Here is a 25,846-nt window from a genome sequence, read left to right as displayed (position 1 = left end):
GACACTTTGTCAATTTATCTCTCGCACTTTAACGGTATTGGCGCAAGGTGACTTTTCGCTCATTCTCGGTTTGCCATCCTTGGCAAACCTCCGAGGGTTCTCGGACAGCACTCTCCTGAGTGCTTTATGTCCTCGAAAATCCGCTCAAAGTCACCTTGCGTCAGTGCGACTTGCGAGAAGATGTGTTATCATTTGCCCATGAATCCAGCACTTAAACCCTACCTTCCCGTATGCGAAGCCATCGGAAAACTGTTTGCACCCAATGTCGAGGTGGTTTTGCATGACCTTGAAGCAAAAACCCTTGTTTTTATCGCCAATGCTTTCACTACCCGTCGCGCGGGAGACCCCATGCTAAGCCACCCCCAAATGCCAGAAGAGGGGGATTGGGTTGGGCCGTACGATAAGAGCTTGGAGGAGGGCAAGACGGTAAAAGCTGTGAGCGTCATCCTCAAAGATGTGCAAGGAAAGCCCATTGGGATGTTGTGCATCAACTATGACATTACCCCTGCTAAAGCCCTCATTGAGTCCCTTAAAAACATGTTTGCTTGTGAGGCAACCGCGCCCAGTCCGGGCGCGTTTTTTTCCCAAAACTGGAAAGAGCACACGGATGAGCTCATTTCCCAGTTTTTAGGGGAGCGCAATGTGTCGCTTCAAGGACTTAGCGCAAACGAAAAGCGAGAACTTGTGGTGTTTTTAGAGGCCCAAGGCACCTTTGCCATTCGCAATGGGGTGGGGTATGTGTGCGGGGTGCTTGCCGTGTCGCGCGCTACTATTTACAACTGGCTGAAACAACAGCGCGAAGCCTAAAATAAGGCCTTTGTTTGACCTGCATTTAACTTTAGGCAGGTATAATATGCCCACAAAAAAATAAGAGAGAAACATGCAGCGAATGACCAACGAAGAGGCCTTGCGCCTCATCCGTGAAGCCGATTTGACCGAGCTTGGTCGGATGGCTTTAGAGCGAAAACGCGCCCTTCATCCTCAAAAAATCACCACCTTTGTTGTAGACCGCAACATCAACTACACCAACGTGTGTTGGGTGGATTGCAAATTTTGCGCCTTTTACCGCCATGCCAAAGCCGAAGATGCCTACGTGCTCAGCTTTGAAGAAATCGGCCAAAAAATCGAAGAGCTTTTAGCTATCGGCGGGACGCAGATTTTGTTCCAAGGGGGCGTGCACCCGACGTTGAAAATTGAATGGTATGAGGAATTGGTGGAATGGATAAGCACCCACTACCCCCAAGTGACCATCCACGGATTTTCGGCCATTGAGATTGATTACATCGCCAAAATCTCTAAAATTAGCACCCGTGAAGTGTTGGAGCGCTTACATGTAAAGGGTTTGTTTTCCATTCCGGGTGCGGGTGCGGAGATTTTAAGCGACCGCGTGCGGGACATCATTGCGCCCAAAAAACTTGACAGCGCCCAGTGGCTCGACATCCACCGCCAAGCCCATCATGTGGGTATGAAATCCACTGCGACGATGATGTTTGGCACCATCGAAACAGACGAGGAAATCATCAAACACTGGGAAATGATTCGGGATTTGCAAGATGAAACCCAAGGGTTTCGCGCCTTTATTATGTGGAGTTTTCAGGGTAAAAACACCAAGCTCTTGGCGGAATTTCCCGAGCTTAAAAAACAATCCCCTAACCGTTACTTGCGTCTTTTGGCCGTGAGTCGGCTCTACTTGGATAACTTTCCCAACATCCAAAGTTCGTGGGTGACGCAGGGAAGTTACGTGGGACAGTTGGCGTTGCTCTTTGGCGCGAATGATTTGGGCAGTACCATGATGGAAGAAAATGTCGTCGCGGCTGCTGGCGTGACCAACCAAATGAATCAGGGTGAAATGATTCGCCTCATTAACGATGTGGATGAAATTCCCGCAAAGCGAAACACTGCCTATGAAATTCTTGAAACCTTTTCTTAGAGGACTTTTTGCAAAATTTTTTGCAAAAAGTCAGAGCACCAAAGGTGCGTGGGCTTTCCGCCGAGGAAAACTCAGCGTTAGCGTAGCTTCAAAAAGCGTTGCTTTTGAAGCGTATCAAGGCTTTCGCAAGAACTTAAATAAAAGTATTGCCACTTTGTTGGTGATGCAAGGAGCACTTTTGAGCCAAGAACTCTTACATGTAAACGTCAAAGGGGTTGAAGTCCCCGTAGTTTTTGAACAAAGCACCACCTTGCCGATTGTCTCGTTGCAATTGGTGATGCAAGTGGCTGGAAGCATTGAAGATGGCAATACGCCAGGCCTTGCGCGGTTTGTGGCAAGCATGTTGGGAGAGGGCACCAAAACCCTAGGCGCGGTTGGATTTGCTAAAAAACTCGAACAGCGCGCCATCAACCTCTCCGCCAACGCGGGCACAGAAACCTTAGTGTTTGAACTTGGCGCCTTAAAAGAGGCCTTTGATGAGGGTATCGCGCACTTAAACGCCTTGCTTGAAGCACCAAATTTCACCCAAGAAAGCATGGAAAAAGTCCGTTTGATGACCCTTGGAGGCATCTCTAGACGTGCCAGTGATTTTGATTATGTGGCCACAACCGCCTTGCGCGAACTCATGTTTGAGGGTACGCCTTTGGCACATCCTGGGCTTGGCACTACTGAAACCATCAAAGCCTTGAGCCTTAAAGACATAGAAGCCTTTTTCCGCACGCGCATGGATTTGTCCAACGCCATTGTGGTCATCGGAGGTGCGTTAAGCCAAGAGGAAGCCAAAGCATATGCCAAGAAAGTGCTAGCGACTTTGAACGTTGGCACAAAACGTCCTTTGCCTTACGTGGAAGTTACCAAAACACCCAAAGTGTCAGTGCTGCAAAAGCCAAGCGAACAAGCGTACATCTACTTTGGTGCCCCTTTTGACATGCAAAGTGGTGATGCGGATTCTCACAAGGCGCGGGTTGCCGCGTTTATCTTGGGAGAAAGCGGTTTTGGCAGTCGCCTCATGGAAGAGATTCGCGTCAAACGCGGGCTTGCGTATTCGGCCTATGGAAAGATTAGCATCAACCGTTCTTCGAGTAAATTTACAGGCCATCTGCAAACCAAGAACGAAAACAAAGACGAAGCCATGGCGCTTGTGCGTCAGGTGGTTGAAGCATTTATCAAAGAAGGTGTTAGCGCAGAAGAACTTGCCCAAGCCAAACGCTTTTTGCTAGGCTCCGAACCTTTGCGCACCGAAACCCTCTCTCAGCGCCTCTCTCGCGCCTTTTTCGAGTACTACCGCGGGTTCACACTTGGGTATTCCAAGGAACAACTCCACAAAATAGAAACCCTAAGCTTAGAAGAGCTCAATGCTTTCATTGCGTCTCATGCTGAGATTGCGCAGCTTAGTTTCGCGGTTGTGACCAACGTGGATGCAGCCCAGTAATCCCAAAGACGCCAAGGATTTTTCAAAACTTGGCGTCACGACGCTTTTAGACCTTGCCCTTTTCCTTCCCCATCATCACGACAACCACTGTTTGACGCGAGCACCAACGCTAGGCGACGTGGTCGTAAGCCTTACATGTAAAGGGTTGGCGCGCCATGCGAAAACCTTACATGTAAGGGCATGGTGTGAAACGTGGCAAAAGGAAGTGCGTGGGGTGATTTTTAACCCAAAACCCTTTCATTTTGCCTTATTTAAAGAAGGTGAAGTGTGCACCGTGCGTGCCAAGGCGGAGTTTAGTTTTGGGGTGTGGCAATTGGTACAGCCCAAGGTCATCCACGCCGTAGGTGTGGTGGTGCCTCGCTATAAAACCCCTTTGCAAAACGCGCGAATGCAAGCACTGGTGGGTGCGTATGTGCACGAAGAAAAGCTCATGGAAGCGGGGCTAAGTGCCCCTGAAGCGCAGGTGTTAAAGGCATTGCATATGCCCAATCAAGAGGCTATTGCACTGCGTCAAGAGCCGTACTTTTTAGAACGCGTGGTGCCGGTGCTAAAACGCGTAGAAGTACTCAACCACCTTCAAAAACTCCTCAAGAAAAAACGCTATTTTAAGGCTTCAGCCACCCTGAACTCACCGGTGGAGCCCTTTGTGAAAAGCCTACCGTTTTCCCTTACGGATGATCAAAAACGGGTGATTGGTGAGATACGCGAGGATTTTTTAAAAGAGCATGCGGCCAAGCGCGTCATCATGGGCGACGTGGGGTGTGGAAAAACCTTGGTGATTTTGGCTTCCATGGTGATGGCGTATCCTAAAAAGTCCCTTTTGATGGTGCCTACGACGATTTTAGCCGTGCAGATTTTTAAAGAGGCCCAGCGATTTCTCCCTCCCTCCATGCGCCTCGCCCTTGTGACAAGCGCGACCAAGGAAGGTGTGTTAGAAGAAGCGGATTGCATCATTGGTACCCACGCGTTGTTGTTTGAGACACTGCCAAAATGCGATTTGGTGATGGTGGACGAACAACACCGTTTTGGTACCAAACAGCGTGATCGCATTAAAAAACTCACAGGAAATGCACGCACCCAGCCGCATTTTTTGCAGTTTACCGCCACACCCATTCCTAGGACACTGAGCATGATGAATGCGACGTTGGTGGATTATTCGTTTATCAAACAAATGCCCTTTGTTAAAAAAATTACGACCTCGCTCATCGGAAAAGCGGACTTTAAACCCTTGCTAGAACACATCGAAAAAGAGGTAGCTTTAGGACACCAAGTGGCGGTCATCTACCCTCTAACCCAGGAGAGTGAAGTGCACGCATACCAATCCTTGGAAGAGGGGAGGGCGTTTTGGGAGAAGCGCTTTGAAGGGGTGTATGTGACGCACGGGAAAGACAAAGACAAAGAGGCTGTTTTGGCTCATTTTGCCAAAGAAGGCAAGATTTTGCTTGCGACTACGGTGGTGGAAGTGGGCATTTCTTTACCCAAACTTTCTACGGTAGTGATTGTGGGCGCGGAACATTTGGGGCTAGCTTCACTACACCAGTTGCGGGGTCGCGTGAGTCGCACGGGCTTGGAAGGGTATTGTTTTTTATTTACCTACAAAGAGGCATCAAAGCGTTTGGAAGATTTTACGCGCACCTTGGATGGGTTTGAGATAGCGGAGCTTGACCTAAAATACCGTCGAAGCGGGGATGTTTTAAGTGGCGACGTGCAACATGGAGACCAGTTTGTGTGGTTTGATATGGCGGAAGATAGGGAGATTTTAGAGGAGATAAAAGAGAGAGTAGGGGCCTAAACCCCTACACATGGCTAATACAAGCCGAATTTTTCGTCTGTGCGTTTGTAAAGGACGCGAAGCTTGGCTTCTTGATCGTTAAAGACGAGGAATTGCTGTCCGCTCTCTTTGAGTTTTTCAAGCGCTTCTTCGATTTCCATAGGTTTGTACAAGTCTAATTCCATGGGAACAATCTCATCCACGCCATCGATTTTTTCAGCCACTTCTTTGACAGAAGGCGTCTCTTCGGCTTTTGCGCGGTACCCTGTGACTTTGTCGTGATGACGACGAAGGACTTTTTTAGCGCGCTCAACCGCAAGGTCGACCGCAGCGTAGAGGTCTTTTTCTTTTTGTTTGATAACGACAGTGTCCATGTGTGCAAGATTGATGATGAGCTCAACCCCAAAGCCTTTTTTGCCTTTTTTTTCATCCGCAGTGATGACGGCGCGTGCAGAGATGATGTCGAGGCTGTATTTGCTTAAAGAATCAAATCCAGTCTCGATGTAGCCCTTGATAGCTTCGGTGAGTTCGAATTGTTTTCCAACAATACTAGTGTTCATGGTAACTCCTTTCCTAGCCCCATTTTTGGGGACTTTGGAAATTATAACATAGCCATTCTTAAAGAGATAAGAGAAAAAGAGTCTGTTATTTTTTTAAGGTTTTTGCAGGGTGCGACGGTGGAAACGGATGGGTTCGGTGGCGGCATTGGAAGTCACAACCGTGTCGATGATGAGGGTAAGGTTAGAGTCGGCTGTGGTGACAAAAGTTTCGTTGCAAGCTGCAGGAAGGCCGCTCCCTAAGTAGCGCAAGGTGATGTTGATGTCAAAAAGAGCGTTGGCACCAGCTTGTGGGTATTGGGCGTTAATTTGTTGCAAACAGCCATTGGTGGCATTGATTTCATGGGCCGAAAAAGCCAAAAGGGCAAATTCCGTAGCACTTTGGGCTAAAAGTTCCCCTTGTTCGCGCAAGAACAAGTCGGTGGTTTGCTTGGTAGTTTGGGTGGAAAGGGAGAGCGCCAACGCGCCCAAAGTGGCTACTAAAACGATGAAGATAATCGCCGTAATCATGCTAAATCCGCGTCGCATCAAAAGACCACCTTTTCTTTACATGTAACGATGAAATCTCCTACGCCTGTTTGGTTGTTGTCATGCAAACATAGCTTAAGACGAATCAAGTTCGCATCTTGACGAAAGCGAAAGAGTCGTACGTTTTGGGCCATCACAGCCTCGCTTCCTGCGGTGTAAAATTGGTTGTGCCACGGTTGGTAGTTGTACCGCAAGGTAAGATTGAAATCGTTGGGATTAAGGGCCGCACCGTAAACAGGCACAAGGGCGTACGCCGTGTGGGCAAGGTAGTAGTGCTCGTAAATTTCATTGGGAATATTGACAGAAGTGATAGTGAGTTCGTCTTGGTTTGCCCCTTGGGCGACTTTGAGCGCATTGATTCCATCGGTGTTGGCGTTGAGTCCCCAGCCAAAATCTGCAATATTGGTAGGTCTTTTAAAAATAAGCGCTGCTTCCCTTCCCGCTGTAAGGTCAACATCTCCCTCGGTCAGAACATTCATGAGCGTTCCTGCGGTTGCAAAATCACTTCCAGGACTTACTAGGGTGGGGTTCGCGCTAGGGTCTAGGTCAACGAGTCCTGTCCATAAGGGGGTGGTGGTGCCTCGCAAGGTTTCATTACTGTAGCCAATCCATTCAAGAACAACGAAGTTGTTGTCGACATTGTCGTTTGCTAAAGATAAAAAAGCAACCCCCGGCTCTCTTGCGATGACGCTCTCTTTCACGCGGAACTGCAAACGTCTGGCGATTTGTTCTAGGGTAATCTCCGTTTGTGCTTGCAGGCGGTTAATGGTGCGGGTGCGCAGGTAGTTTTGGTACATGGAACTGATGATATCTGCACCGATGGAGGCGACAATGCCAAAAACGACGATGACCATCACAAGCTCAAGAAGCGTAAAAGCTGGGCGTTTTACCATGTGCGTTCCAGGGGGCGACTTTCGCCAATGTTGCTCGCATAAGCGCGCAAGGTAAGGTCGATGTTTGTGCCTCCTGCTCCCGTGTTTGTGGTATGGATTTCAATCATCTTGATATTGGTGATGCCTGTTTGGGCTGTGGTGAAAGTGAAGTTCAGGGGTGTTTGATTGTAATTGTTTGTGGGACTGTCGCTAACATAGTTAATGGTTGGCATCAGGGTAATGGGAAGGACTACGTCGTAGTCTGTTGGGGTAATGATGATATTTTCGCCAACGCCATCAAAATCGTCAATATCGGGATAGCCAGTGGCTTGGTTGGAGTTGGCAGCAAAGGTGGCCTTTGGGGTTGGGGTGGCAAGGTCATTTCGCAAGCGCTGTCTGCCATTTGCTGCCACGTGTCCAATGCGGCGCGGTGGTACAGAAAGTGCTACCACGTCAAAGGCATTGTCAGCGGCAGTACCATCGGTGTTTAGCGCTCGTGTAAAACCGCTAGTCGCTTCGTAAGAGTTCACATCCCAATCGTAGGCGAGAATGTAGCCCATCTTGGCTTTGGTGGCCATGATGGCCTCTTGCTGCAGGGCGTAGGCGAGGTTGTTTTGGGTTTGGAGTAAAATCATCGGCAAGGTTGCTACGACGATACCCATGACGACAATGGAAATTACCAGTTCAATCATCGAAAATGCGCTACGCATTACCAGTTTATCCTTTGATTATTACGCTTGAGAGTAGTGTTTCCGTCTGTCCCGTGGGAATGGGCACCAACTGCATCAGCGTTATCGCGCACAGACCCTTCCCCTGCCCATGCGCCAGCCCCGTAAAACTCCACGGTAAAATCACCCGTCGTGGCGGCTCCGTTGAAAGGGTCGTGAATGAGCCACGAGGATGGTGTGAAGCGAATACGGTCGGTGTAGGGGGTTTGGTTGATGATGAGATTTTGTGTTTCTATCCCATTTGCCACAGCGGTTGTTTGAGCGGTTGCTGGGGAGCCAGCATAGGTTATATTACCAAATCTTACATTTCCTACAGAGCTAAAGAGTGACACATTGCCATCTGCTAATGTGTCATGAAAATCATTTTGAAACCAATAGAGTGTGTCGGGACTTGCCGTTCCTGTGGCGCTAAAGTCCGTAGTATTGCAATCTTTGCAATACACTTCATAATAAACCCTTGCCGTTCCACTTTTGCCTCCAAAACGGTAATCAGGCGCGTGAACACGCCCGTAGTAGAAGGTGGCGTTGTGGTTGTTAGTGGCAAAGGTTCCGGTGATGTCATCATCATCTTTGAGACCAATAGAGGTAGGGCGCAAGCGGAAAGGCTCAGCAGCAATGTTTGTTTTTCTCTCAAAATTCACCCTAAGGGCTAAGGTCGCATTTCCATCAGTAAAAATATTTTTGGAGAGTCCATCCAACACAAATTCATTTTTATCGATAGTGATATTTTTATCTGAGTCGGTGTTTGTTTCATAGAAAAATATTTTCCCAATCGCATTAGCAGGTTCTGGGGTGACGGTTTGAAAATTAAATGTTAAATTACTGTCTTGTGCGTAGCAGTTGCCTGAGTAGTTGCGTAAGGTGCCATTGTTTTCTCCAACTGCGGAGATGTTGATGTCAAACACAGCAGCCATAGCTGTGGAGCCAGTGATGTTTGAGTTGATATAAGTATAATTGCCGCCAGCTTGCGTTAAAGAGGCATTGATGTCAAAATGGTGTGGTGTAAAACTAATGTTTTGATCATAAGCCGTAATAAAACGACGGCTTTCAGGCGTGTCTAGTGCATCTACGAAAGCAAATTCCGAGCCTGCTGTCTCTTTGACTTTTATATTAACTATGCCAGCTTCATTGTAGGTGAGGATATCCACAACTTTTTCCCCATTTAAAAAAGAAATATTGCTTGGGTCTGGAGAAAAGGTTCCATTGATACAGTTTGGATGTGTGATGGTGTTGGTGTGCTCAAAAGGGATTATCTCATTGTACGCTATCGTCGGATTTTCTGCTGCATCAACCGCCTTAAAGGTTAGTATGTATTCTTTTTCAGCGATTTTGTTGACTGTGTTTGGAGTAAAAGCTAGTTCAAAACTTTTTGGACGCAAGGCAAAATCATCAGATTCTGAAATTTGAGCAAAAGCTTGATTGATTTTACTTCCATCAAGGCCAGGTTGCCAACATTCTGTCCAATGAGTGTTGGCTAAGGAACAAAATTTGAATCTAAAAAAGAGACGCTTGTAGGCTTCTCCCGGCAGGACGTTAGGTAATGGAAATCTTCCTTGGGATATATCCAACGTGCTATCATCTCCGACGTAAAAAATATCCTCAGGTGTTTCTATTTGTCCTTCCATATGAGTAGTGGCAAGAAAGAGACCAAAACTAATGTTTTGATCTTGAGCAAGACCGGTGCCTTCATAGTTCAAAAGAATGCCATCAAGTTCATTTGTGGCGTTAACAATTTGTGTTTGGATCATTCTGTTGTCAAGCTCATCTCCTGGCAAAACACTGCGCTCTATAACGTCAAAATGGCCCCTAATGAGACTGTATCTTTGTGTAAAATCATAATTATCCTCTGCCATACACATGTAATCATAATAGGGGTAATTGCAGTTCCAATCATCATTATGTCTAACTCTGCCTTGTTCATCGAAAAGATAATTTAGCCAACAGCCGCCGGTATAGTTACCGTTGGGTTCAAAATAAACTGTAGTTCCAGTGATATTTTCTCCAGCCCCTGTTCGCGAGATAAACCACGCATCAGTAACATTTAAGTCGTTGCTTCCAAGAATGGACACCCAGCCTTTGTACCCCATAGTGTCTTTGTGTTCATAAATATTTGTAGGTATGGCGATAGTGTCTGTATTGCTGTATCTGCCATAGCTATAAAATTCTCCATAACGTTCATAGTCGGAAGTGATGGTGGATATATTATGCATGGGCGCTCCACTCATGTATCCAGGGTTTGTATCATTACTCCCGCGCCACACTGAACTGCTGCCATTGGTTGGATAGTAGACCCCAAACGACCCATAAGGCCAAATAGGTTGGTCTCGTTCTGAGCTTAAGTAATAGGTGTTATTGTGGAGAGCGCTTACTTTTTCTTCAATGGTTCCGGTGTAGCCATCCCATTGGCTTTTATTATCATAAAGGAATTTTCTTACACGCTCAAAAGTATCTTCACTATTAGGGACAAAAGGAAAAAGTCCCATTTTGGAACAAGAGTCTTGCTTGCTTGTCAGGTCATTTTTACTAATTGTTCGTTCACCGTCCATGGCTAATAAAAATGTCCATGCCCAATCCAAATCAGCTTGATACCAACAATAAGCAACGATGGGACGCTCGATCGCTTGTGTGATATCATTGTTGGCGTAAGAGCGACCATTTTGATTTGGCTTTATCCAGTAGTGTCCTTTGATGTTTTCGCTCGGTAAAATATTTGCAGGTATTGCTTCGGCCATGAGTTTACATGTGTTCTCTAAAACCTCTTCGTTGTTTAATGTCAGATACATATAATCATCCAAAAGCTTTAATTTCATGGAATTTATTTGGCAGATAGCTTTGGAATCATAATTTAGCGTATTAATTTTAACTGTTTGCCCATAATACGCTTTTCGAAGTTTTGCCTCGGTGCAATTGAAAATATCAGTTTCACTCCAATCAATAGCAAAAGGAGTGCCTATGAGATTTATATTGCTAAAAGCAGAACCCATCACATTAAAATTTCCAACGGTTTCAGGGTTCAAAGTGTTATTGCTTGGTAGCACTTTCATGGTGAATGCATTGATTTCAATTGCTTGGAATTGTTGAGCATTGGAATTAGCTTGGGTGTAATAGTCGTTGCTTGATAGAGAGTTGCTGTTAAAGACAAAATTGTTATAAGTATTTTTATTGGGAAGGGCGATATAGTCTCGCTTGTTGTGGCAAAATATTTCAAATGACTTCTCCTCTTCGTCGAAGGGATTAATAATATGAAAACCATCTGGAAGATTATTTTCGCTACAGTAGGGGGCAAGACAAGCAATCTTACTTCTTAGCGTGTCATCGTAGTTATTGCCTGTATACTCACGGTTGTAAATAGCTTGAATTTGCAAAGGCTTAAGGGGTTGGTCAAAGACCTTGAATTCATCCACCCCTCCCTCAAAATAAGCATCATTCCAATTACTTTTCCCAATGTAATTGCTAGTTCGATTAACATAAGAGGGTATTTTCATGGAACTTGACGATGCTATTTGGGTACCATCTTTATAAAGGTTACATGTAGACCCACTGCAAGAGAGGGCAAAAAAGTGCCAATTTGTATCTGAAATGGCGCCGTTGGCTCGCAAGTAGTTATCGCCAGCTGTAGACTCATGAATACCAAAGATGAGGGTATTGCTTGTTCCCTCTCTACCTAGGAAAATATTGTTTTGGCCTGCCCCATTTCCAAAATCAAAAATACGCTCCCAATTTCCAGGTGTGGCTGAAAACCTTGCCCAAGTTGTTATAGTAAATCCATCATTAAAATTAATTTTATTTGTCCCAAGTGTTGGGAGTTGTATGTATTGCGAGTTTGATCGGGTGAAGGCCCCTGCGTTATTTATGATGCCATCTTGTAGTGAGGCAACATTGCTACTGATTGCTGTAGCATGAAGATTATTGTCACTATTGTCTTTCACCTCTCCGGCCATTCCACTCCAAGAACACTCATCCATGCGGTAATCCACAATGGGTTCTGGGGAGGTTGTCCACACTTCCACTTCGGCAAGCGATAAAAAATTTGTATCATTGCTGCTACCAGATTTTTGGATGAGAACATAGCGACCCGAAGTATTAATGGAGCCAAAAGAGACTAAAGCTCCAGGATTATTTCCAACTTGGCCTTCCCATGCTGCTAGGTTGCGCGCGTTGTTTAAAGCAGCTGGAGTTGTTCCTGTTGTAAAAGGGGTTTTGCTAACCATGACATACACATTTCTTAACCTTGATTCATAGCCTGTGCGATTAAAAAGGTTTATTTTTGAGATATCGTAAATATCTCCTAGGTCAACTAGCCACCAGTCACGTTGCGAACTGCCTTTGGTGTGAGTAACGGAGCCATTGTTATAATCACCATCAGTATTGCCATCAATCGCCCTTGAGGCGTCACCACCAAAATCTATTGATGATTGTGTTGCAGTGCCTAGTAGCGCAACGTTAACACCTGTTGCATTCAAGTTGATTTGAAATAAAACTAAGTAAAAAAATGTCAAAAGTATTTTTGAACAAGAAGGAAGGGTTATGTTTGAGCTTTTTGAAACAGAAGCATGTGAGCGGCGGACTGCTGCACTAGTCATAGCCTCTCCTTTGGTGTTTTATTGGGTCTGTAGTTTTTACCAGAACACAAAAAAAATTATAGCAAAATAATCTTACTTTAAAGTCTTTTCGTATGTTTTTTTCATCGTTTCTATAAAAGCACTTCTTACGCCGCGTTCTTCTAGGACCCCAAGTCCTGCGGCGGTGACGCCTCCTGGGCTCATGACGGCTTCTTTGATGAGGGCGGGATGGTTGGCTTGAAGTAGTGGGGCAAAGCCTTCAAAAAGGCCATGTGCTAAGAGCGTAGCGTCTTCACGTTTTAATCCTTCGCGCACAACTCCATCACACAAGGCTTCGGCCACAAGGGCTAAAAAAGCGGGGCCGCTTCCTGTGAGTGCCATGGCGATGTCAAATTCTTTTTCGGTGGCTAGCCAGTGGGTTTTTCCGATGCTTTTTAGAATTGCTCCGGCGGTTTCTTTAAAGTGTTCATCGCCCGTTAAAAGGGTCATGGATGCGCCGTGTGCTGCAGCAAGGTTTGGCATGGCACGGACGAGGTGTTTACATGTAAAGGCTTTTTGGAGGGCGTGAAGGGGTGTTCCTGCTAGCACGCTGATGAGCCCGTGCGCTTCACCGTAAAAGTGAGGCGCAACTGCTTCGAGAGCATAGGGTTTGACACACAAGATGAGTAGTTTACCCGTTGCGTCCACGCGCTCTTGGAGTAATCCCAAAGAAAGCTTGCCATCAAAGGCGTCGTTGAGTGCGCGAAGTTTGGCCATGTCTTTGCCGATAACCTCGATTTCATGGGAGTTAATGAGCCCTGCTATCATGGCCTTGGCCATAGCTCCGTTGCCAATGAAAGTAAGCTTCATGCCTCCTCCTCTTGCAAAAAACTTCCAATGCTTTGGGAAATGCCAAGGTCTGGGTGCTTGTCTGAGTCTAGTAAAATCTGTGCCATGCCCATCGTGTCAGCGTTAAAAATCAACGGGGCAATGAAATTCACCGAAGAGTCCTCGATGGGATTAGCGATAATCATGATGTTAAACACCATCACCTTGGTTGTGTCGGTGATTTCAAGTAGCGTTTTATAATAAGCAGGTATTTCAAAAGCATACTCGCGCAACATGTAGGGGTTTAACAAGGTAAAAGAAGTGGCGTCATCTTTGCTTTCAAGTCGCATGAAAAAATCATCAATCTTAATAAGTTCCATTGTGGTGATGTGGGGAAAGCCGGGAATCGGGCTCTTCACAGTAAAGACCATGCTCGTCCTTTTGGGGAGGGAAGTTTTCCATGATTGTAGCACTTGGGAGTTTAAAACTCTATTTTATATCGCTCAAAAAGATTTAAACTGTAGATAACGTAAAAAAGACTACAATACCCACTTTAATAGTAAAGGAGTACCATGCGTTACCTTCGTTTTTTTGCCTCATCGTTACTTGTCGCCTCCCTTTTAGGCGGGTGTGCAAGCAAGCAAGAAGAACTGTTTAATCAACCCGCAGCATTTTGGTATGAACAAATTATCAAAGACATCAAAGACAGAGATTTGGAGTCGGCGGACTTGCATTATACGTCTATGGCAAGCGAACATGTTGCTTCACCCTTATTGGAAGAGGCTATGCTCATTTTAGCCCATGCACACATGGAAGATGAGGAATACTTGTTGGCCAATTTTTACCTAGACGAATACGTGAAGCGTTATGGGAATCCTGCCAGAGTGGAGTATGCACGGTTTTTAAAAATCAAAGCCAACTTCGCTTCTTTCTCTTACCCAAATCGCAACCAACAACTTTTGCTTGACACCATTGAAGAGACGAAAGAGTTTGTTAAACGGTACCCTCAGTCTGTTTATCGTCCCATGGTAGAGACGATTTTAACTAAAATGGAGTTGGGCGAGTACTACCTCAAACAAGAAATCGCCGCGCTATACAAGCGCACAGGCAAGGACGCGTCAGCTGCCATCTATGAAGAAAAACTTCAAAGCACACCGCTTAAAGATGCCAACATGATCAAGCCAACATTGCCGTGGTACCGCGCACTTTTTGAATAACCTAGATAAAGGAGGGAAGACTTTGCAACTTAGTGATTATAGTGCGTTTCCAGCCGCACTTCCCATTATTGTCGAAGATGATTTATTTTTATACCCGTTTATGATTTCACCACTTTTTTTAAACGATGAAGAAAACATTGCCGCAGCCAATGCTGCGCTAGAGCATAATTCGCTTGTGTTGGTGGCTTCGGCAAAACCTGGCGAAGAAGGCACCCGCGATTTTGATTCCATGTACAAAGCAGGGGTGATTGGTTCTATTATGCGTAAAGTTGCTTTGCCTGATGGCAGGGTTAAGGTGCTTTTTCAAGGAATGACAAAGGGTGTTATCACTCAAGAGCTTGGTGTAAAACCGCTCAAAGCCATGGTAGAAGTGTTGCACACTACCCGTGAAAATGAAAACAAGATCGATGCGATTTTGTCCATCATGCGCGAAAAAGTGCGCGTGCTTGCAGGGGTGAGTAATTATTTTCCACCCGATTTGCTCAAAACCATTGAAGAAAACAGCGAAGTAGGGCGCATTTGTGACTTGATTTCAAGCTCCATGCGGCTTAAAAAAGAGCAAGCATATAAGCTCTTTACCGAAGCTAGTCTTGAGGCGCGCATGTTGCTTTTGGTGGATTATTTGATTGAAGAAATCGAATCAAGCAAATTGCAACGGGAAATCAAAACCAAAGTCCATTCGCGCATTGAAAAAGTCAATAAAGAGTACTTTCTAAAAGAGCAACTCAAACAGATTCAACAAGAACTAGGTACTGACTCCCAGCGCGAAGAAGAGATTGCCGAATACCGCCAAAAACTTGAAGCCAAAAAGCCTTATATGAGCGAAGATGCGGTGAAAGAGATTGGCAAACAAATCGACAAACTGGCGCGCATGCACCCGGATTCTGCGGATGCAAACATGATTCAAGGGTACCTTGATTGGGTGATTGAAATCCCGTACGAATCTGTAGCCAAAGAACGCTTAGACATTGCCGAAGTGAAACGCCAATTAGACGTAGACCATTACTCGCTTACCAAGCCAAAAGAGCGCATTGAAGAGTATTTTGCCGTAAAGCAACTCCTTGAAAAGCGCGGCATCAAAGACAAGTCCAACAAAGGCGCCATCTTGTGTTTTGCAGGCCCTCCAGGGGTGGGTAAAACCTCGCTGGCAAACTCCATTGCCAAAGCGCTAAAACGCGAGCTTGTACGGATTGCCCTAGGAGGGCTTGAAGATGTCAATGAGCTGCGTGGCCACCGACGCACGTACATTGGTGCGATGCCAGGACGTATCATCCAAGGGTTGATTGAGGCTAAGCAAATGAATCCCGTGGTGGTGCTTGATGAGATTGACAAAGTTGCGCGCAGTTTTAGGGGCGACCCAACGGCGGTGCTTTTAGAAGTGCTTGACCCTGAGCAAAACAACAAATTTAGGGATTATTACCTTAACTTCAACATCGACTTGAGCAAGATTGTGTTTGTGGCTACGGCTAATGACGTGAGCTCCATCCCCGCACCCTTGCGCGACCGTATGGAGTTTATCTTCCTTAGTTCTTACACGCCACAAGAAAAGTATGAGATAGCCAAAAAGTACCTCATTCCCCAAGAGTTAAAAAAACACGGTCTTAAAAGCATCGAGGTTTCTATCGCTAAACCTGCCTTGCAAATGATTATTGCTAACTACACCAGAGAGTCTGGCGTACGAAATTTGCGCCGCCGTTTGGCTGATATCTTCCGAAAAGTAGCCAAGCAGTTGCTTTTGGACCCTAGCCAAGAGAAAATTTCTATCACCACTAAAAATATCCCAGAATACCTCGAAAAACGGGTGTTTGAGATTGAAGCAACGGACAGAAAGTCCCGCATTGGTCAAGTCAATGGCCTAGCTTGGACAAGCGTGGGGGGCGATGTGCTCAAAATCGAAGCCATTCGCATTCAAGGCAAAGGTTCCATGCAAATCACGGGTTCTTTGGGTGAAGTGATGAAAGAGTCTGCAAAGATTGCCCTTAGCGTGGTTAAAGTGTTGATTGATGAGAAAAAGCTTTCCATTCCACAGGGCATTATTCCTCAAACCACCAAAGAAAAAGAAGACAATGTCCTGCCCGAAGCCAGTGAAATGTACCGCCGTTTTGATGTGCATTTGCACGTCCCTGAGGGCGCAACACCCAAAGACGGACCAAGTGCAGGGATTACGATGGCAACAGCCATTGCGTCCATCCTTTCGGATAAAAAAGTACGCAGTGATGTGGCGATGACAGGGGAGTTAACCCTAACGGGCAAGGTATTGCCTATTGGCGGTTTAAAGGAAAAACTCATTGCGGCATTTAAAGCCAAGATTACCACAGCCTTGATTCCAAAGAAAAATTTCGAGCGTGATTTGGAAGAGATTCCCGATGAAGTGAAAGAGGCGTTGGAGATTATTCCGGTGGAACGAATCGAAGAAGTCTTAAAAAGAGTATTGGTTTAAGAGGCGATAACAAAAGGGGCAAAACCCCTTTTGTTATTGGAGTTCCTTTTTATAAGGAACTCCTTTACATGTAAGGCTTAAAGAATCTCAAACGGGTTGGCAACAACACGTTTGCGGTCAACGATGTACGGAACGATCGCCGCGTGACGTGCACGTTTGATTGCCGCTTCTACCATCTCTTGATGTTTTTTGCAGTTGCCTGTTAGGCGGCGTGGCATGATTTTAAAACGCTCAGAAAGTGAGTGCTTCAAAAGTTTTGTATCTTTGTAGTCGATAAACTCAATTTTTGCTTCGCAGTATTTGCAGTATTTTCGTGAATATTTACGTTTTTCAGCCATGGGATTTACCTTTGTATGGTTCTAAAATGGAATTTCGTCATCATTGATGTCGATTTCTGGATACGAAACGTTTCCAGAGCCTTTTTGCTGGGGTTGCCGTGGTGGCATGTTTTGTTGGTCATTGGTGTAGCGTGGTTCCCCGTAAGTTGGTGCCTCGTCGTTGCCGTGGTCTGCTTGCCCTTGCCCTTTGCTGTCGAGCATTTGAAGGGAGTCAACCGAAACAGAGTGCTTGCTGCGTTTTGCGCCGCTTTGGTCCGTCCATTGATCAAGCTTCAAACGTCCCTCAACAAGAATTTTTGATCCGCGTTTGAGGTATTGGTTCGCAATCTCCGCAGAACGGCCAAAAAAAGTGATGTCGATGAAACACACCTCTTCTTTTTGCTCTCCTGTTTGGCTCTTAAACTTTCGGTTAGTGGCGATGCCTGTGTTGCACACCGCACTTCCGCTAGGAAGGTAGCGAAGCTCAGGGTCTCGGGTAAGGTTTCCTACTAAAATGACTTTGTTAAACATGCCTTCTCCTTTGGGGTATTAGGCCTCTTGGACTTCTGGGGCAACTTCTACGGTTTCAACAGGAGCTTCAACGGGAGCTTCTACGGTTTCAACAGGAGCCGCTGCAACTTCTTCAGTTTGCGCAGGCTTTGCTTCCTCTTTTTTACCTTTGGCTGCATTGGCAAGTTTTTCCCAGTGTGCAAGCTCTTTTTTCTTTTCAAATTTAACGGTCATGAATTTGATGATTTCTTCGTTGATGCGGATAATACGCTCAACTTCTTTAATCGCCGCAGTTGGGGCTGTAAAGTAGACAACAAAATAAACACCACGCTCAAACTTTTGCACTTCGTAGGCAAGGCGGCGTGTTCCCATTTCAAGTACGGAAGCAATCTCAGCTCCGTTCTTTTCTAGAACCTCTTTCATGAGGTTTAACTTTTGTTGTACTTCTTCCTCGGTAAGCGTAGGCTTTAGTACAAACAACAATTCGTAATGTCGCATGTGTTCTCCTTGTGGATATGTAGCTCTTTTGGTAAGAGCAAGGAACCCTTAGTGGCTAAGAGTAAGCGGCGATTATATCTTAAAATAACTTAAGACTTTCCTAATTTTTTGATGAGGGATTGTACATGTAAAAGGGTGGCGAGTAAAAAGGCGGCTTTGTCGTAGTGGGTTTTTGTTTTTAGGGTGTGTTCGGCATGGGCAAGGGCTTCTAGGAGGGTTTGATACAAGGAAAGCGGAAAGCGCAAACTTTGGCTAGCGCGCTCTTTGGCAAGGTGTGGTGGGAGCGGGTAACCTAGAATTTCTTTGGCATCAAAGTCCCCATGAAGTTTGATGTAAAGGTGAAAGGTGGACAATTGCACCAGGTGGTTTTGGATGGCGTTAAGAACGCGCACTTCATCAAAGGCCCCAGATTCTACAAAGCTTTGATAATCGGCGTGTATCTCTTTAAGGTCCAAGAGTTTTGAGGCAAACTCTTCCACGCCCACTGTTCCTGCGCCGTAGACCAAACGGTCAATGTCTGTTTTGGTCACTTCTCGCTCAAGAATAGCTAGCTTGTCAAATTCGCTAATGGCCAGATTTAAATCTTCGTTGTGGGTGAGGTAGAGGTGGTTAAGGGCGTAGGATTGAATGGAAAGGTTTTTGGTTTTGGCTACTTGTGTCATGAACCCCATGGCCTCAGAAAGGGAGGGCTTGAAAAAACGTACTACATCGCTACTAAGGGCCTTGGAGAAGGACTTTGCCATGGTTTTAACCTTGGCATCATCACTGTAACATTCTAAGAGTAAAAAGCTGTTGGCATCTTTGTGGCACAGGGCAAGAAGGACTTCAAGTTCTTGCTTGGGAAGGGGCTTGTCGGTTTTGATAACCAAGAGGTTTTTGTCGCCAAAAAGCGAAGATTGGGAGATGTGCGACTTGGCAGAGTGAAAATCGTACGCATCAAAATAAAAGACCAAAGGGTCGTCCCCTGCGGTGTTCCAATGCTTTAAAATAGCAGTGCCAAAGTGGGAAATCTGAAAATCACACAGGCCGTGCAAGAGCAAGGATTTTGGTAATTTGCCCGCATGGAGGGCGTTTTCAAGGTCGCGGCGGTACATTAAGGGTCAAGCCTTTTGGTGACGCGCGCGTAAATTCTGGCACTGGGCAAATCAACTTCCACCAACATAACTTCCACGCGCTCTAAAAGTTCCACATCATCATCCATGATAAACAGCCGTGCCCCTTGGATGGTGTCATCAAGGCGCGCAATGACCGCTTTGTTGACATCGGTGATGATGGCTTTGAAGGTTTCTCTTAAGTGTGTCGCCGCCCAACGTGCAAACTTTCTGTCCATGTATTCCCAGGCGACCTTATCACTTTCACGTTCAAGTTCACTGACGCGTTCACAAACGGTGTCGATGTCAGTTAGTAGGTAACGGTGCAGTTTTTCATCATGAGAAAGCCCGGTTTTTAGCAAGCGGTGAAGGAGTAAGTCGCTGTAGCGCCGAATGGGGGAGGTAAAATGGGTGTAGGTGTCAAAACCAAGGCCAAAATGGCCTTTGGATTCGGATTCGTACAAGGCGCGTTTTTGGCTTTTAATGATGAGCTTGTCCACGTCTTCGCGCATGCCAAGAGCGCCCGCTTGTTCTTGAATGAGGCCGATGAGTTTAGGAAGGTCAGGGGAAAAGCTTACATGTAAGCCGATGGTTTCAAGGTCAACGAGCAACTCTTCAATGCGCTCAAAGGAAGGGGCTTCGTGGTTACGAAAAATCCCTTTTTGGATGCGCTTGGCGGCAGCTTGGTTGGCCAAAAGCATACAATCTTCGATGAGAGAATGGGAAGGGGTTTCGCTCTCAATGTGTGTCGCAATGAGGTTTTGTTGGGCGTCCACTTCCATGCGGGTGTCGTTACTGCGAAATTCAAATCCATCATAAAGGCGTTTTTTGCGTACCTTAAAAATGGTGTCTCGCAAAGGCAAAAGCCACGAAAGAATAGGGGCATCTTCGGGGGTTTGTTGGCTAAAATCACCCGCTAAAAAACGGTCAACTTCGTCGTAGGTAAAGCGGCGCTTGGAGTGGATGATGCCACTAAAAAGCTCTTCGCTCTTTACATGTAAAGAGGTTCTATCTAGGGTGATTTTAAAACAAAAAGCCAACCTGTCTTCGTTGGGTTTAAGAGAGCAAATGTTTTCACTCAGGGTGCGCGGAAGCATGGGGATGGATTTGTGGGGAAAGTAGATGGAAAACCCGCGCTCTTTGGCTTCTTTGTCGGTGGGCCCAAAGGGAAAAACGTACTCACTCACATCGGCGATAGCGACGTAAAGGACATAGTTTTCTTGGTCAAAATAGATAGCATCGTCAAAATCTTTTGCATCGGGGGGGTCGATGGTGCAAAAAGGAAGGTGCGTGACATCCACGCGCTCAGGGTAAAGACTTTTCTCTACACGGGTGCCGTGGGCTTTGGATTCTGCCTCGGCTTCGGGGCTAAAAAATTCGGTTTTATTGTGGGCGGCGAGGCAGATTTTTTCATCCACCGTAGGGTCGCTAAAGACGCCTAAGACTTCTAAAATAGTGCCTGTTACGGTGTCGATTTTTAACACAGAAGCTTCGGGGAGTTGCTTGAGGGATTTTTGACTTGCAGCCAGTGGAAAAGCAAGGCCTGTTTTTAAGTGTAAGGCGACGACCTGCTTTTGAACCGTTTTAGTGTAAACAATGGCAACCCCGCTAGCACGCTTAAGGATGTAGACCACCTTGGCCTTGGGGCGTCCTTTGCGGATAGGAAGGCGCTTGGCAAGGACCAAGTCTCCGCGCATCGCTCCTTGCAAGTCCTTGGGTTCAATCATCAAATCTTTGCGCGCCAGTCCTGCTTCAAACACCTCTAAAAAACCCGTGCCGCTAGAGGCAACATCGACCTTTCCCACGCGAAAAGCACTGTCGAGTTTGTAGTGACCCTTGGTAAAAACACACGCTTTAAGGCGTGTGAGTTCACCCATTAGGGCAAGTTGGTCTTTGGTGAGAGTGGTGCTATCCACCCCCTCCGTGAGTGCGAGTAAGAATGCTTTCACACGGTCACTTTTTGGATGGCTTCGTCAAAAATAGTTGGGTCAAACCCGTGCTTGTCTACGAGTGCTTTGGCGTTTTGGGTGGAAATGAGAGAGAGTTGGTCAAACACATTAACGGCGGTTTTGACCACATGCAGGGCACACGCTAAGGGTTGGATAGCACTTGGTGCGTTCTCGACGTTATTGGAAAAACGGATAGCATCTACTAGTTCTGCTTCAAGGTTCCATTGTTTGAAAATTTTTGCGGTTACTTCTTCGCTAGTGATGCCATAGGTTTGGTATTCCAGTTCGGCAAGTTCAGAGAGGGTGCGAATGGTTTTAATGTTCGCCAAAAAAGGCCCATAGGCGTTTTTGTCCATGAGGATGTTAGCAAGGACGACTTTTCCGACCTCCATCAAAAAAGAAGCAGGCAAGAGAACATCTAGCAAGGAGTGATCAACCTTGGTGTACCAGTTAAACATGAGTGCGCTTTGGTAGGTGCTGATTTCTAAAAAGCGGCCGTTGGTGATGTTGTAGGGTGTAAGGTTGATTTTCATGCTTTGCTTGATGGCGCTTGAGAGGGCAAATCCGCGCACGGTTGCCATGCCAAAGAGGGAGATGGCGTGGGAGATGTTTTTGATTTCGCGGCTAAATCCATACAAGGGGGAGTTGGAAGATTTGAGAATATTGGCGGTCAACATGGGGTCACTCTCTACTACTTTGACCAAATCATTCAGCGAACTGTTTTTATCCGTACAGATGCGTTGAATTTTGAGAATGGTATCATCAAGTGGCGGAAGAGACTTGATTTTCTTTAAAATGGTTTCATCCATGATGTCGCCTTGTGGTGAAGATAAGTTTACAACGGCCTGATTTTAGCTAAAAATAGCTTAAAACGCTTTACATGTAGTGGTGTTTTAAGTTTAGGGAGCAAGGCGCTGAAGGGACCAATTTTTTTCATGGCGGGTGTATTCAAAGCGGTCGTGCAACCGGTCGCCGCCCCCTTGCCAAAATTCAAAAGAGGTAGGAAAAAGCTTGTATCCGCCCCAAAAATCGGGCAAAGGCACTTCGCCCTTGGCAAATTTCGCCTTAAGCTGTGCAAATTTGGCTTCTAGCAAAGAGCGCGAACTGATAACCGTGCTTTGATTTGAAACCCACGCACCCAACTGGCTTCCAAAGGGTCTGGAGAGAAAATAGCGCAAAGACTCAGCGCGGGAGATTTTCTCCACACGCCCGCAAATCTCCACTTGACGCTCTTGTCCTAACCACGCAAAATGCACCGCCGCGTGGGGATTGTGCGCCAAGTCTTGCGCTTTTTTACTGGTGTAATTGGAGAAAAATACAAACCCCTCCGTGTCAAAATATTTTAGCAGCACCGTGCGCACGGTGGGCTTGCCTTGGGCATCTACGGTGGCAAGGGTCATGGCATTGGGTTCTAAAAGGGGTTTGGCCTCTTCAAACCACGCGTGAAATTGCACAAAGGGGTCGGGGTTTAAATCCTCTACATGTAAAGGAGCGGAAGTGTATTCTTTGCGCATTGTAAAGAGGTTTTCTTTCATGAATCCTACTTGTATAAAAGACGTAAAAAAGCAAGCCCAAAGAGCCCAAGAGTAAACCCGTAAAGGGCAGGGTCGTAGAGCAAAACACCCAAAGCGCCAAGGCTTAGCCACAGGGTGATTTGGGCCTCTTTGGCGTAGGTTTTGACCTCGCGGCCAAGCCAGTGGAGTTGGTCGTTGGAAAGCTCCACGCGCACTTCCCCTTGGGCGATTTTTTTCATAGCGGTTTTGGTGTCTTGGACTACAAAGGGCAAATCTTTAACCTGTTCGATGATGGTTTCTAAAACAGAATCCTTGGCCCCAAGGGCGCGCGGGAGGTTTTGAAGCAAGAGGGGTAAAATGTCTTTGACGCCGTTAAAATTAGGAATGTACGTGGTGCCAAGGCCTTCAATGATGGCGCTGACACGCAAGATATAAATGGCATCACTGGGGAGTTTAAAGGGAAGGTTTCGGGTGCCCTCAAGCACGTGAAAGGCTAAATCTTGCATGGATTCATTACTGAGGTTATCGTTGGAAAAGATGGCAAACATTTTGGCCGTAAACTCTGCTAACTCCGCCGTGGGTGCTTCGTAAGCCACGGTGCCTAGGCGCTTGCACGCGTTGATGTAGAGCTCATAATCTTGCGTATTGGCCGCTTTTAAAAGCTCAATAATAGCAATGCGTGTGTTGCTTGGAACGGTTTTAACCATCCCAAAATCGAGAAAAATGAGCTCCCCTTTGGCGTTAACAAGCACGTTTCCAGGATGGGGGTCGGCATGAAAGAAGCCTTTGATAAGCATCTGTTCCACGTAAAAAGTCACCAAGGTTTTGATGATGGGTTTAAAGTCTATCTTGTGGGCCAAAAGTGCTGTTTTGTCGTCGAATCGAAAGCCCTCCTCAAAGCTCATCACTAACGCTTCATCGGTGCAATAATGGGGGTAGGGGTGCGGAAAACGCACACCACTGTCTTTGTAGGTACTGGCAAATTTTTGGAGGTTTTGCAGTTCATTGGTGAGGCTGACTTCTTGGAGAATCATTTTGGAAAACTCTTGAATCACCGCTTCGATGGAGTTTTTTGTGTGGGAAGAAAAGAGCGGCCGAAAGAGGCGATTAAAGGCAGTTAAAATAAAAATATCCGCTTTGACCTGCGCCTTAATACCTTCGCGCAAGAGCTTCACAGCAACCTTTTTACCCGAATGCAACCACGCGCTGTGCACTTGCCCAATGGAGGCCGAAGCGATGGGTGTGGTCTCAAAGCGTGCAAAGGTGTCGGGAGTAAACGCACGCGAAAAGAGTTTCTCAAAAGCGTTTTGTGGCATGGGCGGAAGCTCATCATGCAATTTTTTTAGCTCATGCAAATACTCAGGCGTGAAAAAATCCGCACGGGTAGCTAGGACTTGGGCCAGTTTGACAAAACTCGCCCCAAGGCGTTGAATAACCTGCCCCAATTTTTTGGGCGAAAGGGGTTTAAGACCCAAAAAACTAGGCCGGCGTTTGATGGCTAAATAGACCGTGAGCAAAAAGGTAAAAACACCCCAAATGCGTGTGGGAGCGTAGTGGCGCAATGGGGCTATTTGAGTTCCTTTTTAAGGGCTTCTAAATCCGCCTTGGTGGCAATACCTACTTCGTCAATCACCTCTTTGAGGAGCGTTTTGAGGCGGGTTTTGATTTTCTCATCCTCTTCTTTGCCTCGTGCTTCAAGGGAGGCGAGTACGCTTTTGGCATCACTAGCACCCAGCTTACCCCGCTCTTCTAGCTTTTTAAGCTCCGCTTCCACGTGCTCTTTAAATAGCGTTGCCGCACCGATTCCTGTGTACAGTACATCTTTTAGCATGGTAACTCCTTGTAGGGTCATATTGTACCAAAGTTTAGCATGCACAAAGGGGTGTTGGTAGGGGTATTTTGTCTGTTTATGGGGGCTTGGGTGGTTCAGGGCTTTTTGAGAACTTTTTGTGTACACTTGCCCCATTATTTTACTTACAAGGATGAGGTTCATGGCAGTAACAGTGTACTACGACAAAGATTGCGACTTAAGTATCATCAAGAGCAAAAAAGTTGCGATGATTGGGTTTGGAAGTCAAGGACATGCACACGCAGAAAACCTTCGCGACAGCGGTGTTGAAGTCATTGTAGGCTTGCGTGAGGGCGGTAGCTCATGGAAAAAAGCAGCAGCCAAAGGTTTTGTGGTAAAAAGCGTAGCCGATGCGTCTAAAGAGGCAGATGTGATTATGATTTTGTTGCCTGATGAGACGCAAGCAGACGTGTTTGAAGCAGAAATTCGCCCCAACCTCAAAGAAGGCAATGCCATCGCATTTGGACATGGGTTTAACATCCACTATGGCCAAATCCAGGCCCCAAAAGGCGTGGATGTCATCATGGTAGCCCCTAAGGCACCTGGTCACACGGTACGCAACGAATTTGTCAATGGCGGCGGGATTCCTGATCTTATCGCCGTACACCAAGATGCTTCGGGCAATGCCAAAGATTTGGCATTGAGCTACGCAAGCGCTATTGGCGGCGGACGCACAGGTATCATCGAAACAACCTTTAAAGACGAAACGGAAACAGACCTTTTTGGCGAACAAGCCGTGCTTTGTGGCGGTGCAACCGCTCTTGTGCAAGCAGGTTTTGAAACCCTAGTGGAAGCAGGCTATGAGCCAGAAATGGCCTACTTTGAGTGTTTGCATGAGCTTAAACTTATCGTAGATTTGATGTACCAAGGTGGCATTGCTGATATGCGTTATTCTATCTCCAATACCGCTGAGTATGGGGATTATGTGAGCGGTCCTCGCGTTATTAATGACGAATCTAAAAAGGCTATGAAACAAATCCTCAAAGAGATTCAAAACGGCCAATTTGCCAAAGATTTCGTTCTTGAGCGCAAAGCAGGCTACGCACGCATGAACGCAGAACGTGCCAATATGCGCCGTTCACTTATTGAACAAACAGGCGAACAACTTCGTGGCATGATGCCTTGGATTTCTGCCAATAAAATCATCGACAAAGACAAAAACTAAACTTCCTAAAGCGGGCATTGCGCCCGCTTTTCCCCAAGGCAGCTTTTTTAATGACCAAGCGAACCCGAAAGAAACCTATCCCAAAACGTAAACACTCTTCGTTTAAAAA

The 25,846-nt window shown here is 46.3% G+C and carries 23 protein-coding genes; 7 read left to right on the top strand and 16 right to left on the bottom strand.

Annotated elements, in window-relative coordinates; all coding sequences use genetic code 11:
• The first annotated feature begins 198 nt into the window (after positions 1 to 198).
• The 4 genes from AC5SLM_RS02225 to recG all read left to right on the top strand — a co-directional run bounded on the left by AC5SLM_RS02225 (position 199) and on the right by recG (position 5,154).
• Positions 199 to 807 (top strand): helix-turn-helix transcriptional regulator, encoded by a 609-nt coding sequence (locus tag AC5SLM_RS02225; protein ID WP_495249292.1) that lies wholly within the window; start codon positions 199 to 201, stop codon positions 805 to 807.
• 73 nt (positions 808 to 880) lie between these two features.
• Positions 881 to 1,930 (top strand): dehypoxanthine futalosine cyclase, encoded by a 1,050-nt coding sequence (locus AC5SLM_RS02220; RefSeq protein WP_495249291.1) that lies wholly within the window; start codon positions 881 to 883, stop codon positions 1,928 to 1,930.
• Positions 1,875 to 3,362 (top strand): M16 family metallopeptidase, encoded by a 1,488-nt coding sequence (locus AC5SLM_RS02215; protein ID WP_495249290.1) that lies wholly within the window; start codon positions 1,875 to 1,877, stop codon positions 3,360 to 3,362. Before AC5SLM_RS02220 ends, AC5SLM_RS02215 begins: the two co-directional genes overlap by 56 nt.
• Positions 3,349 to 5,154, top strand: a complete 1,806-nt coding sequence (recG, locus tag AC5SLM_RS02210) for an ATP-dependent DNA helicase RecG (RefSeq protein ID WP_495249289.1) — start codon at positions 3,349 to 3,351, stop codon at positions 5,152 to 5,154. Before AC5SLM_RS02215 ends, recG begins: the two co-directional genes overlap by 14 nt.
• A 14-nt stretch (positions 5,155 to 5,168) precedes the next feature.
• Here the strand turns inward: recG and hpf are convergent, their stop codons facing one another.
• The 7 genes from hpf to fliW all read right to left on the bottom strand — a co-directional run bounded on the left by hpf (position 5,169) and on the right by fliW (position 13,618).
• A complete protein-coding gene (hpf, locus tag AC5SLM_RS02205; RefSeq protein WP_495249288.1) occupies positions 5,169 to 5,693 on the bottom strand; it encodes a ribosome hibernation-promoting factor, HPF/YfiA family in 525 nt (174 codons plus the stop codon).
• A gap of 93 nt (positions 5,694 to 5,786) precedes the next feature.
• Positions 5,787 to 6,218 carry a type IV pilus modification PilV family protein gene (locus AC5SLM_RS02200; RefSeq protein WP_495249287.1) on the bottom strand — a complete coding sequence of 144 codons (432 nt, stop codon included), beginning with the start codon at positions 6,216 to 6,218 and terminating at the stop codon, positions 5,787 to 5,789.
• Positions 6,218 to 7,111 carry a prepilin-type N-terminal cleavage/methylation domain-containing protein gene (locus AC5SLM_RS02195; RefSeq protein ID WP_495249286.1) on the bottom strand — a complete coding sequence of 298 codons (894 nt, stop codon included), beginning with the start codon at positions 7,109 to 7,111 and terminating at the stop codon, positions 6,218 to 6,220. Before AC5SLM_RS02195 ends, AC5SLM_RS02200 begins: the two co-directional genes overlap by 1 nt.
• On the bottom strand, positions 7,105 to 7,800 hold the full coding sequence (locus AC5SLM_RS02190; RefSeq protein WP_495249285.1) for a type II secretion system protein: 696 nt from the start codon (positions 7,798 to 7,800) through the stop codon (positions 7,105 to 7,107). Before AC5SLM_RS02190 ends, AC5SLM_RS02195 begins: the two co-directional genes overlap by 7 nt.
• On the bottom strand, positions 7,800 to 12,401 hold the full coding sequence (locus AC5SLM_RS02185; protein WP_495249284.1) for a LamG-like jellyroll fold domain-containing protein: 4,602 nt from the start codon (positions 12,399 to 12,401) through the stop codon (positions 7,800 to 7,802). Before AC5SLM_RS02185 ends, AC5SLM_RS02190 begins: the two co-directional genes overlap by 1 nt.
• A 72-nt stretch (positions 12,402 to 12,473) precedes the next feature.
• On the bottom strand, positions 12,474 to 13,229 hold the full coding sequence (locus tag AC5SLM_RS02180; protein WP_495249283.1) for a pyrroline-5-carboxylate reductase: 756 nt from the start codon (positions 13,227 to 13,229) through the stop codon (positions 12,474 to 12,476).
• Positions 13,226 to 13,618 (bottom strand): flagellar assembly protein FliW, encoded by a 393-nt coding sequence (gene fliW, locus AC5SLM_RS02175; protein WP_495249282.1) that lies wholly within the window; start codon positions 13,616 to 13,618, stop codon positions 13,226 to 13,228. The genes AC5SLM_RS02180 and fliW overlap by 4 nt, the downstream gene beginning before the upstream one ends.
• 141 nt (positions 13,619 to 13,759) lie before the next feature.
• Here fliW and AC5SLM_RS02170 point away from each other — a divergent pair, with 141 nt between their 5' ends.
• Together AC5SLM_RS02170 and lon are read left to right on the top strand one after the other, a co-directional pair.
• On the top strand, positions 13,760 to 14,404 hold the full coding sequence (locus AC5SLM_RS02170; protein ID WP_495249281.1) for an outer membrane protein assembly factor BamD: 645 nt from the start codon (positions 13,760 to 13,762) through the stop codon (positions 14,402 to 14,404).
• A gap of 22 nt (positions 14,405 to 14,426) precedes the next feature.
• Positions 14,427 to 16,844: an endopeptidase La gene (lon, locus tag AC5SLM_RS02165; protein WP_495249280.1), complete on the top strand. Its 2,418-nt coding sequence runs from the start codon at positions 14,427 to 14,429 to the stop codon at positions 16,842 to 16,844.
• 77 nt (positions 16,845 to 16,921) lie between these two features.
• Here the strand turns inward: lon and rpsR are convergent, their stop codons facing one another.
• The 9 genes from rpsR to AC5SLM_RS02120 all read right to left on the bottom strand — a co-directional run bounded on the left by rpsR (position 16,922) and on the right by AC5SLM_RS02120 (position 24,554).
• Positions 16,922 to 17,182 carry a 30S ribosomal protein S18 gene (rpsR, locus tag AC5SLM_RS02160; RefSeq protein ID WP_205458267.1) on the bottom strand — a complete coding sequence of 87 codons (261 nt, stop codon included), beginning with the start codon at positions 17,180 to 17,182 and terminating at the stop codon, positions 16,922 to 16,924.
• Positions 17,183 to 17,203: 21 nt separating this feature from the next.
• The gene (locus AC5SLM_RS02155; protein WP_495249279.1) at positions 17,204 to 17,692 is read right to left on the bottom strand and encodes a single-stranded DNA-binding protein; all 489 of its coding nucleotides are present in this window, start codon (positions 17,690 to 17,692) and stop codon (positions 17,204 to 17,206) included.
• An 18-nt stretch (positions 17,693 to 17,710) separates the two neighbouring features.
• Positions 17,711 to 18,169: a 30S ribosomal protein S6 gene (rpsF, locus tag AC5SLM_RS02150; protein ID WP_495249278.1), complete on the bottom strand. Its 459-nt coding sequence runs from the start codon at positions 18,167 to 18,169 to the stop codon at positions 17,711 to 17,713.
• 89 nt (positions 18,170 to 18,258) lie between these two features.
• A complete protein-coding gene (gene holA / locus AC5SLM_RS02145) occupies positions 18,259 to 19,263 on the bottom strand; it encodes a DNA polymerase III subunit delta (protein ID WP_495249277.1) in 1,005 nt (334 codons plus the stop codon).
• Entirely contained in the window at positions 19,263 to 21,209 is a 1,947-nt protein-coding gene (locus AC5SLM_RS02140; protein ID WP_495249276.1) for an RNB domain-containing ribonuclease, read from the bottom strand. The genes holA and AC5SLM_RS02140 overlap by 1 nt, the downstream gene beginning before the upstream one ends.
• Positions 21,206 to 22,018 carry an HDOD domain-containing protein gene (locus tag AC5SLM_RS02135; RefSeq protein ID WP_495249275.1) on the bottom strand — a complete coding sequence of 271 codons (813 nt, stop codon included), beginning with the start codon at positions 22,016 to 22,018 and terminating at the stop codon, positions 21,206 to 21,208. Before AC5SLM_RS02135 ends, AC5SLM_RS02140 begins: the two co-directional genes overlap by 4 nt.
• Positions 22,019 to 22,108: 90 nt before the next feature.
• Positions 22,109 to 22,744, bottom strand: coding sequence for a pyridoxamine 5'-phosphate oxidase (pdxH, locus tag AC5SLM_RS02130; protein ID WP_495249274.1), 636 nt, complete (start codon positions 22,742 to 22,744; stop codon positions 22,109 to 22,111).
• A 5-nt stretch (positions 22,745 to 22,749) separates the two neighbouring features.
• Entirely contained in the window at positions 22,750 to 24,285 is a 1,536-nt protein-coding gene (locus AC5SLM_RS02125; RefSeq protein WP_495249273.1) for an ABC1 kinase family protein, read from the bottom strand.
• 5 nt (positions 24,286 to 24,290) lie between these two features.
• Positions 24,291 to 24,554: a hypothetical protein gene (locus AC5SLM_RS02120; protein WP_205458251.1), complete on the bottom strand. Its 264-nt coding sequence runs from the start codon at positions 24,552 to 24,554 to the stop codon at positions 24,291 to 24,293.
• A gap of 160 nt (positions 24,555 to 24,714) precedes the next feature.
• Between AC5SLM_RS02120 and ilvC the strand changes: the two genes are divergently transcribed.
• Positions 24,715 to 25,737: a ketol-acid reductoisomerase gene (gene ilvC / locus AC5SLM_RS02115; RefSeq protein ID WP_495249272.1), complete on the top strand. Its 1,023-nt coding sequence runs from the start codon at positions 24,715 to 24,717 to the stop codon at positions 25,735 to 25,737.
• Positions 25,738 to 25,846: the final 109 nt, after the last annotated feature.

The sequence above is a fragment of the Sulfurospirillum sp. HTRB-L1 genome (genome assembly GCF_059415125.1).
This window is presented reverse-complemented; position numbering and strand designations above follow the sequence as displayed.

Coding starts and splice junctions, on each gene's coding strand:
- AC5SLM_RS02120 (WP_205458251.1), bottom strand. CDS start 24,554: ATGCTAAAAGATGTACTGTACACAGGAATCGGTGCGGCAACGCTATTT.
- pdxH (WP_495249274.1), bottom strand. CDS start 22,744: ATGAAAGAAAACCTCTTTACAATGCGCAAAGAATACACTTCCGCTCCT.
- AC5SLM_RS02220 (WP_495249291.1), top strand. CDS start 881: ATGCAGCGAATGACCAACGAAGAGGCCTTGCGCCTCATCCGTGAAGCC.
- AC5SLM_RS02185 (WP_495249284.1), bottom strand. CDS start 12,401: ATGACTAGTGCAGCAGTCCGCCGCTCACATGCTTCTGTTTCAAAAAGC.
- AC5SLM_RS02135 (WP_495249275.1), bottom strand. CDS start 22,018: ATGGATGAAACCATTTTAAAGAAAATCAAGTCTCTTCCGCCACTTGAT.
- AC5SLM_RS02200 (WP_495249287.1), bottom strand. CDS start 6,218: ATGCGACGCGGATTTAGCATGATTACGGCGATTATCTTCATCGTTTTA.
- AC5SLM_RS02180 (WP_495249283.1), bottom strand. CDS start 13,229: ATGAAGCTTACTTTCATTGGCAACGGAGCTATGGCCAAGGCCATGATA.
- holA (WP_495249277.1), bottom strand. CDS start 19,263: ATGTACCGCCGCGACCTTGAAAACGCCCTCCATGCGGGCAAATTACCA.
- AC5SLM_RS02225 (WP_495249292.1), top strand. CDS start 199: ATGAATCCAGCACTTAAACCCTACCTTCCCGTATGCGAAGCCATCGGA.
- AC5SLM_RS02190 (WP_495249285.1), bottom strand. CDS start 7,800: ATGCGTAGCGCATTTTCGATGATTGAACTGGTAATTTCCATTGTCGTC.
- ilvC (WP_495249272.1), top strand. CDS start 24,715: ATGGCAGTAACAGTGTACTACGACAAAGATTGCGACTTAAGTATCATC.
- rpsR (WP_205458267.1), bottom strand. CDS start 17,182: ATGGCTGAAAAACGTAAATATTCACGAAAATACTGCAAATACTGCGAA.
- recG (WP_495249289.1), top strand. CDS start 3,349: ATGCAGCCCAGTAATCCCAAAGACGCCAAGGATTTTTCAAAACTTGGC.
- AC5SLM_RS02215 (WP_495249290.1), top strand. CDS start 1,875: ATGAAATTCCCGCAAAGCGAAACACTGCCTATGAAATTCTTGAAACCT.
- AC5SLM_RS02195 (WP_495249286.1), bottom strand. CDS start 7,111: ATGGTAAAACGCCCAGCTTTTACGCTTCTTGAGCTTGTGATGGTCATC.
- AC5SLM_RS02155 (WP_495249279.1), bottom strand. CDS start 17,692: ATGTTTAACAAAGTCATTTTAGTAGGAAACCTTACCCGAGACCCTGAG.
- hpf (WP_495249288.1), bottom strand. CDS start 5,693: ATGAACACTAGTATTGTTGGAAAACAATTCGAACTCACCGAAGCTATC.
- fliW (WP_495249282.1), bottom strand. CDS start 13,618: ATGGTCTTTACTGTGAAGAGCCCGATTCCCGGCTTTCCCCACATCACC.
- AC5SLM_RS02170 (WP_495249281.1), top strand. CDS start 13,760: ATGCGTTACCTTCGTTTTTTTGCCTCATCGTTACTTGTCGCCTCCCTT.
- rpsF (WP_495249278.1), bottom strand. CDS start 18,169: ATGCGACATTACGAATTGTTGTTTGTACTAAAGCCTACGCTTACCGAG.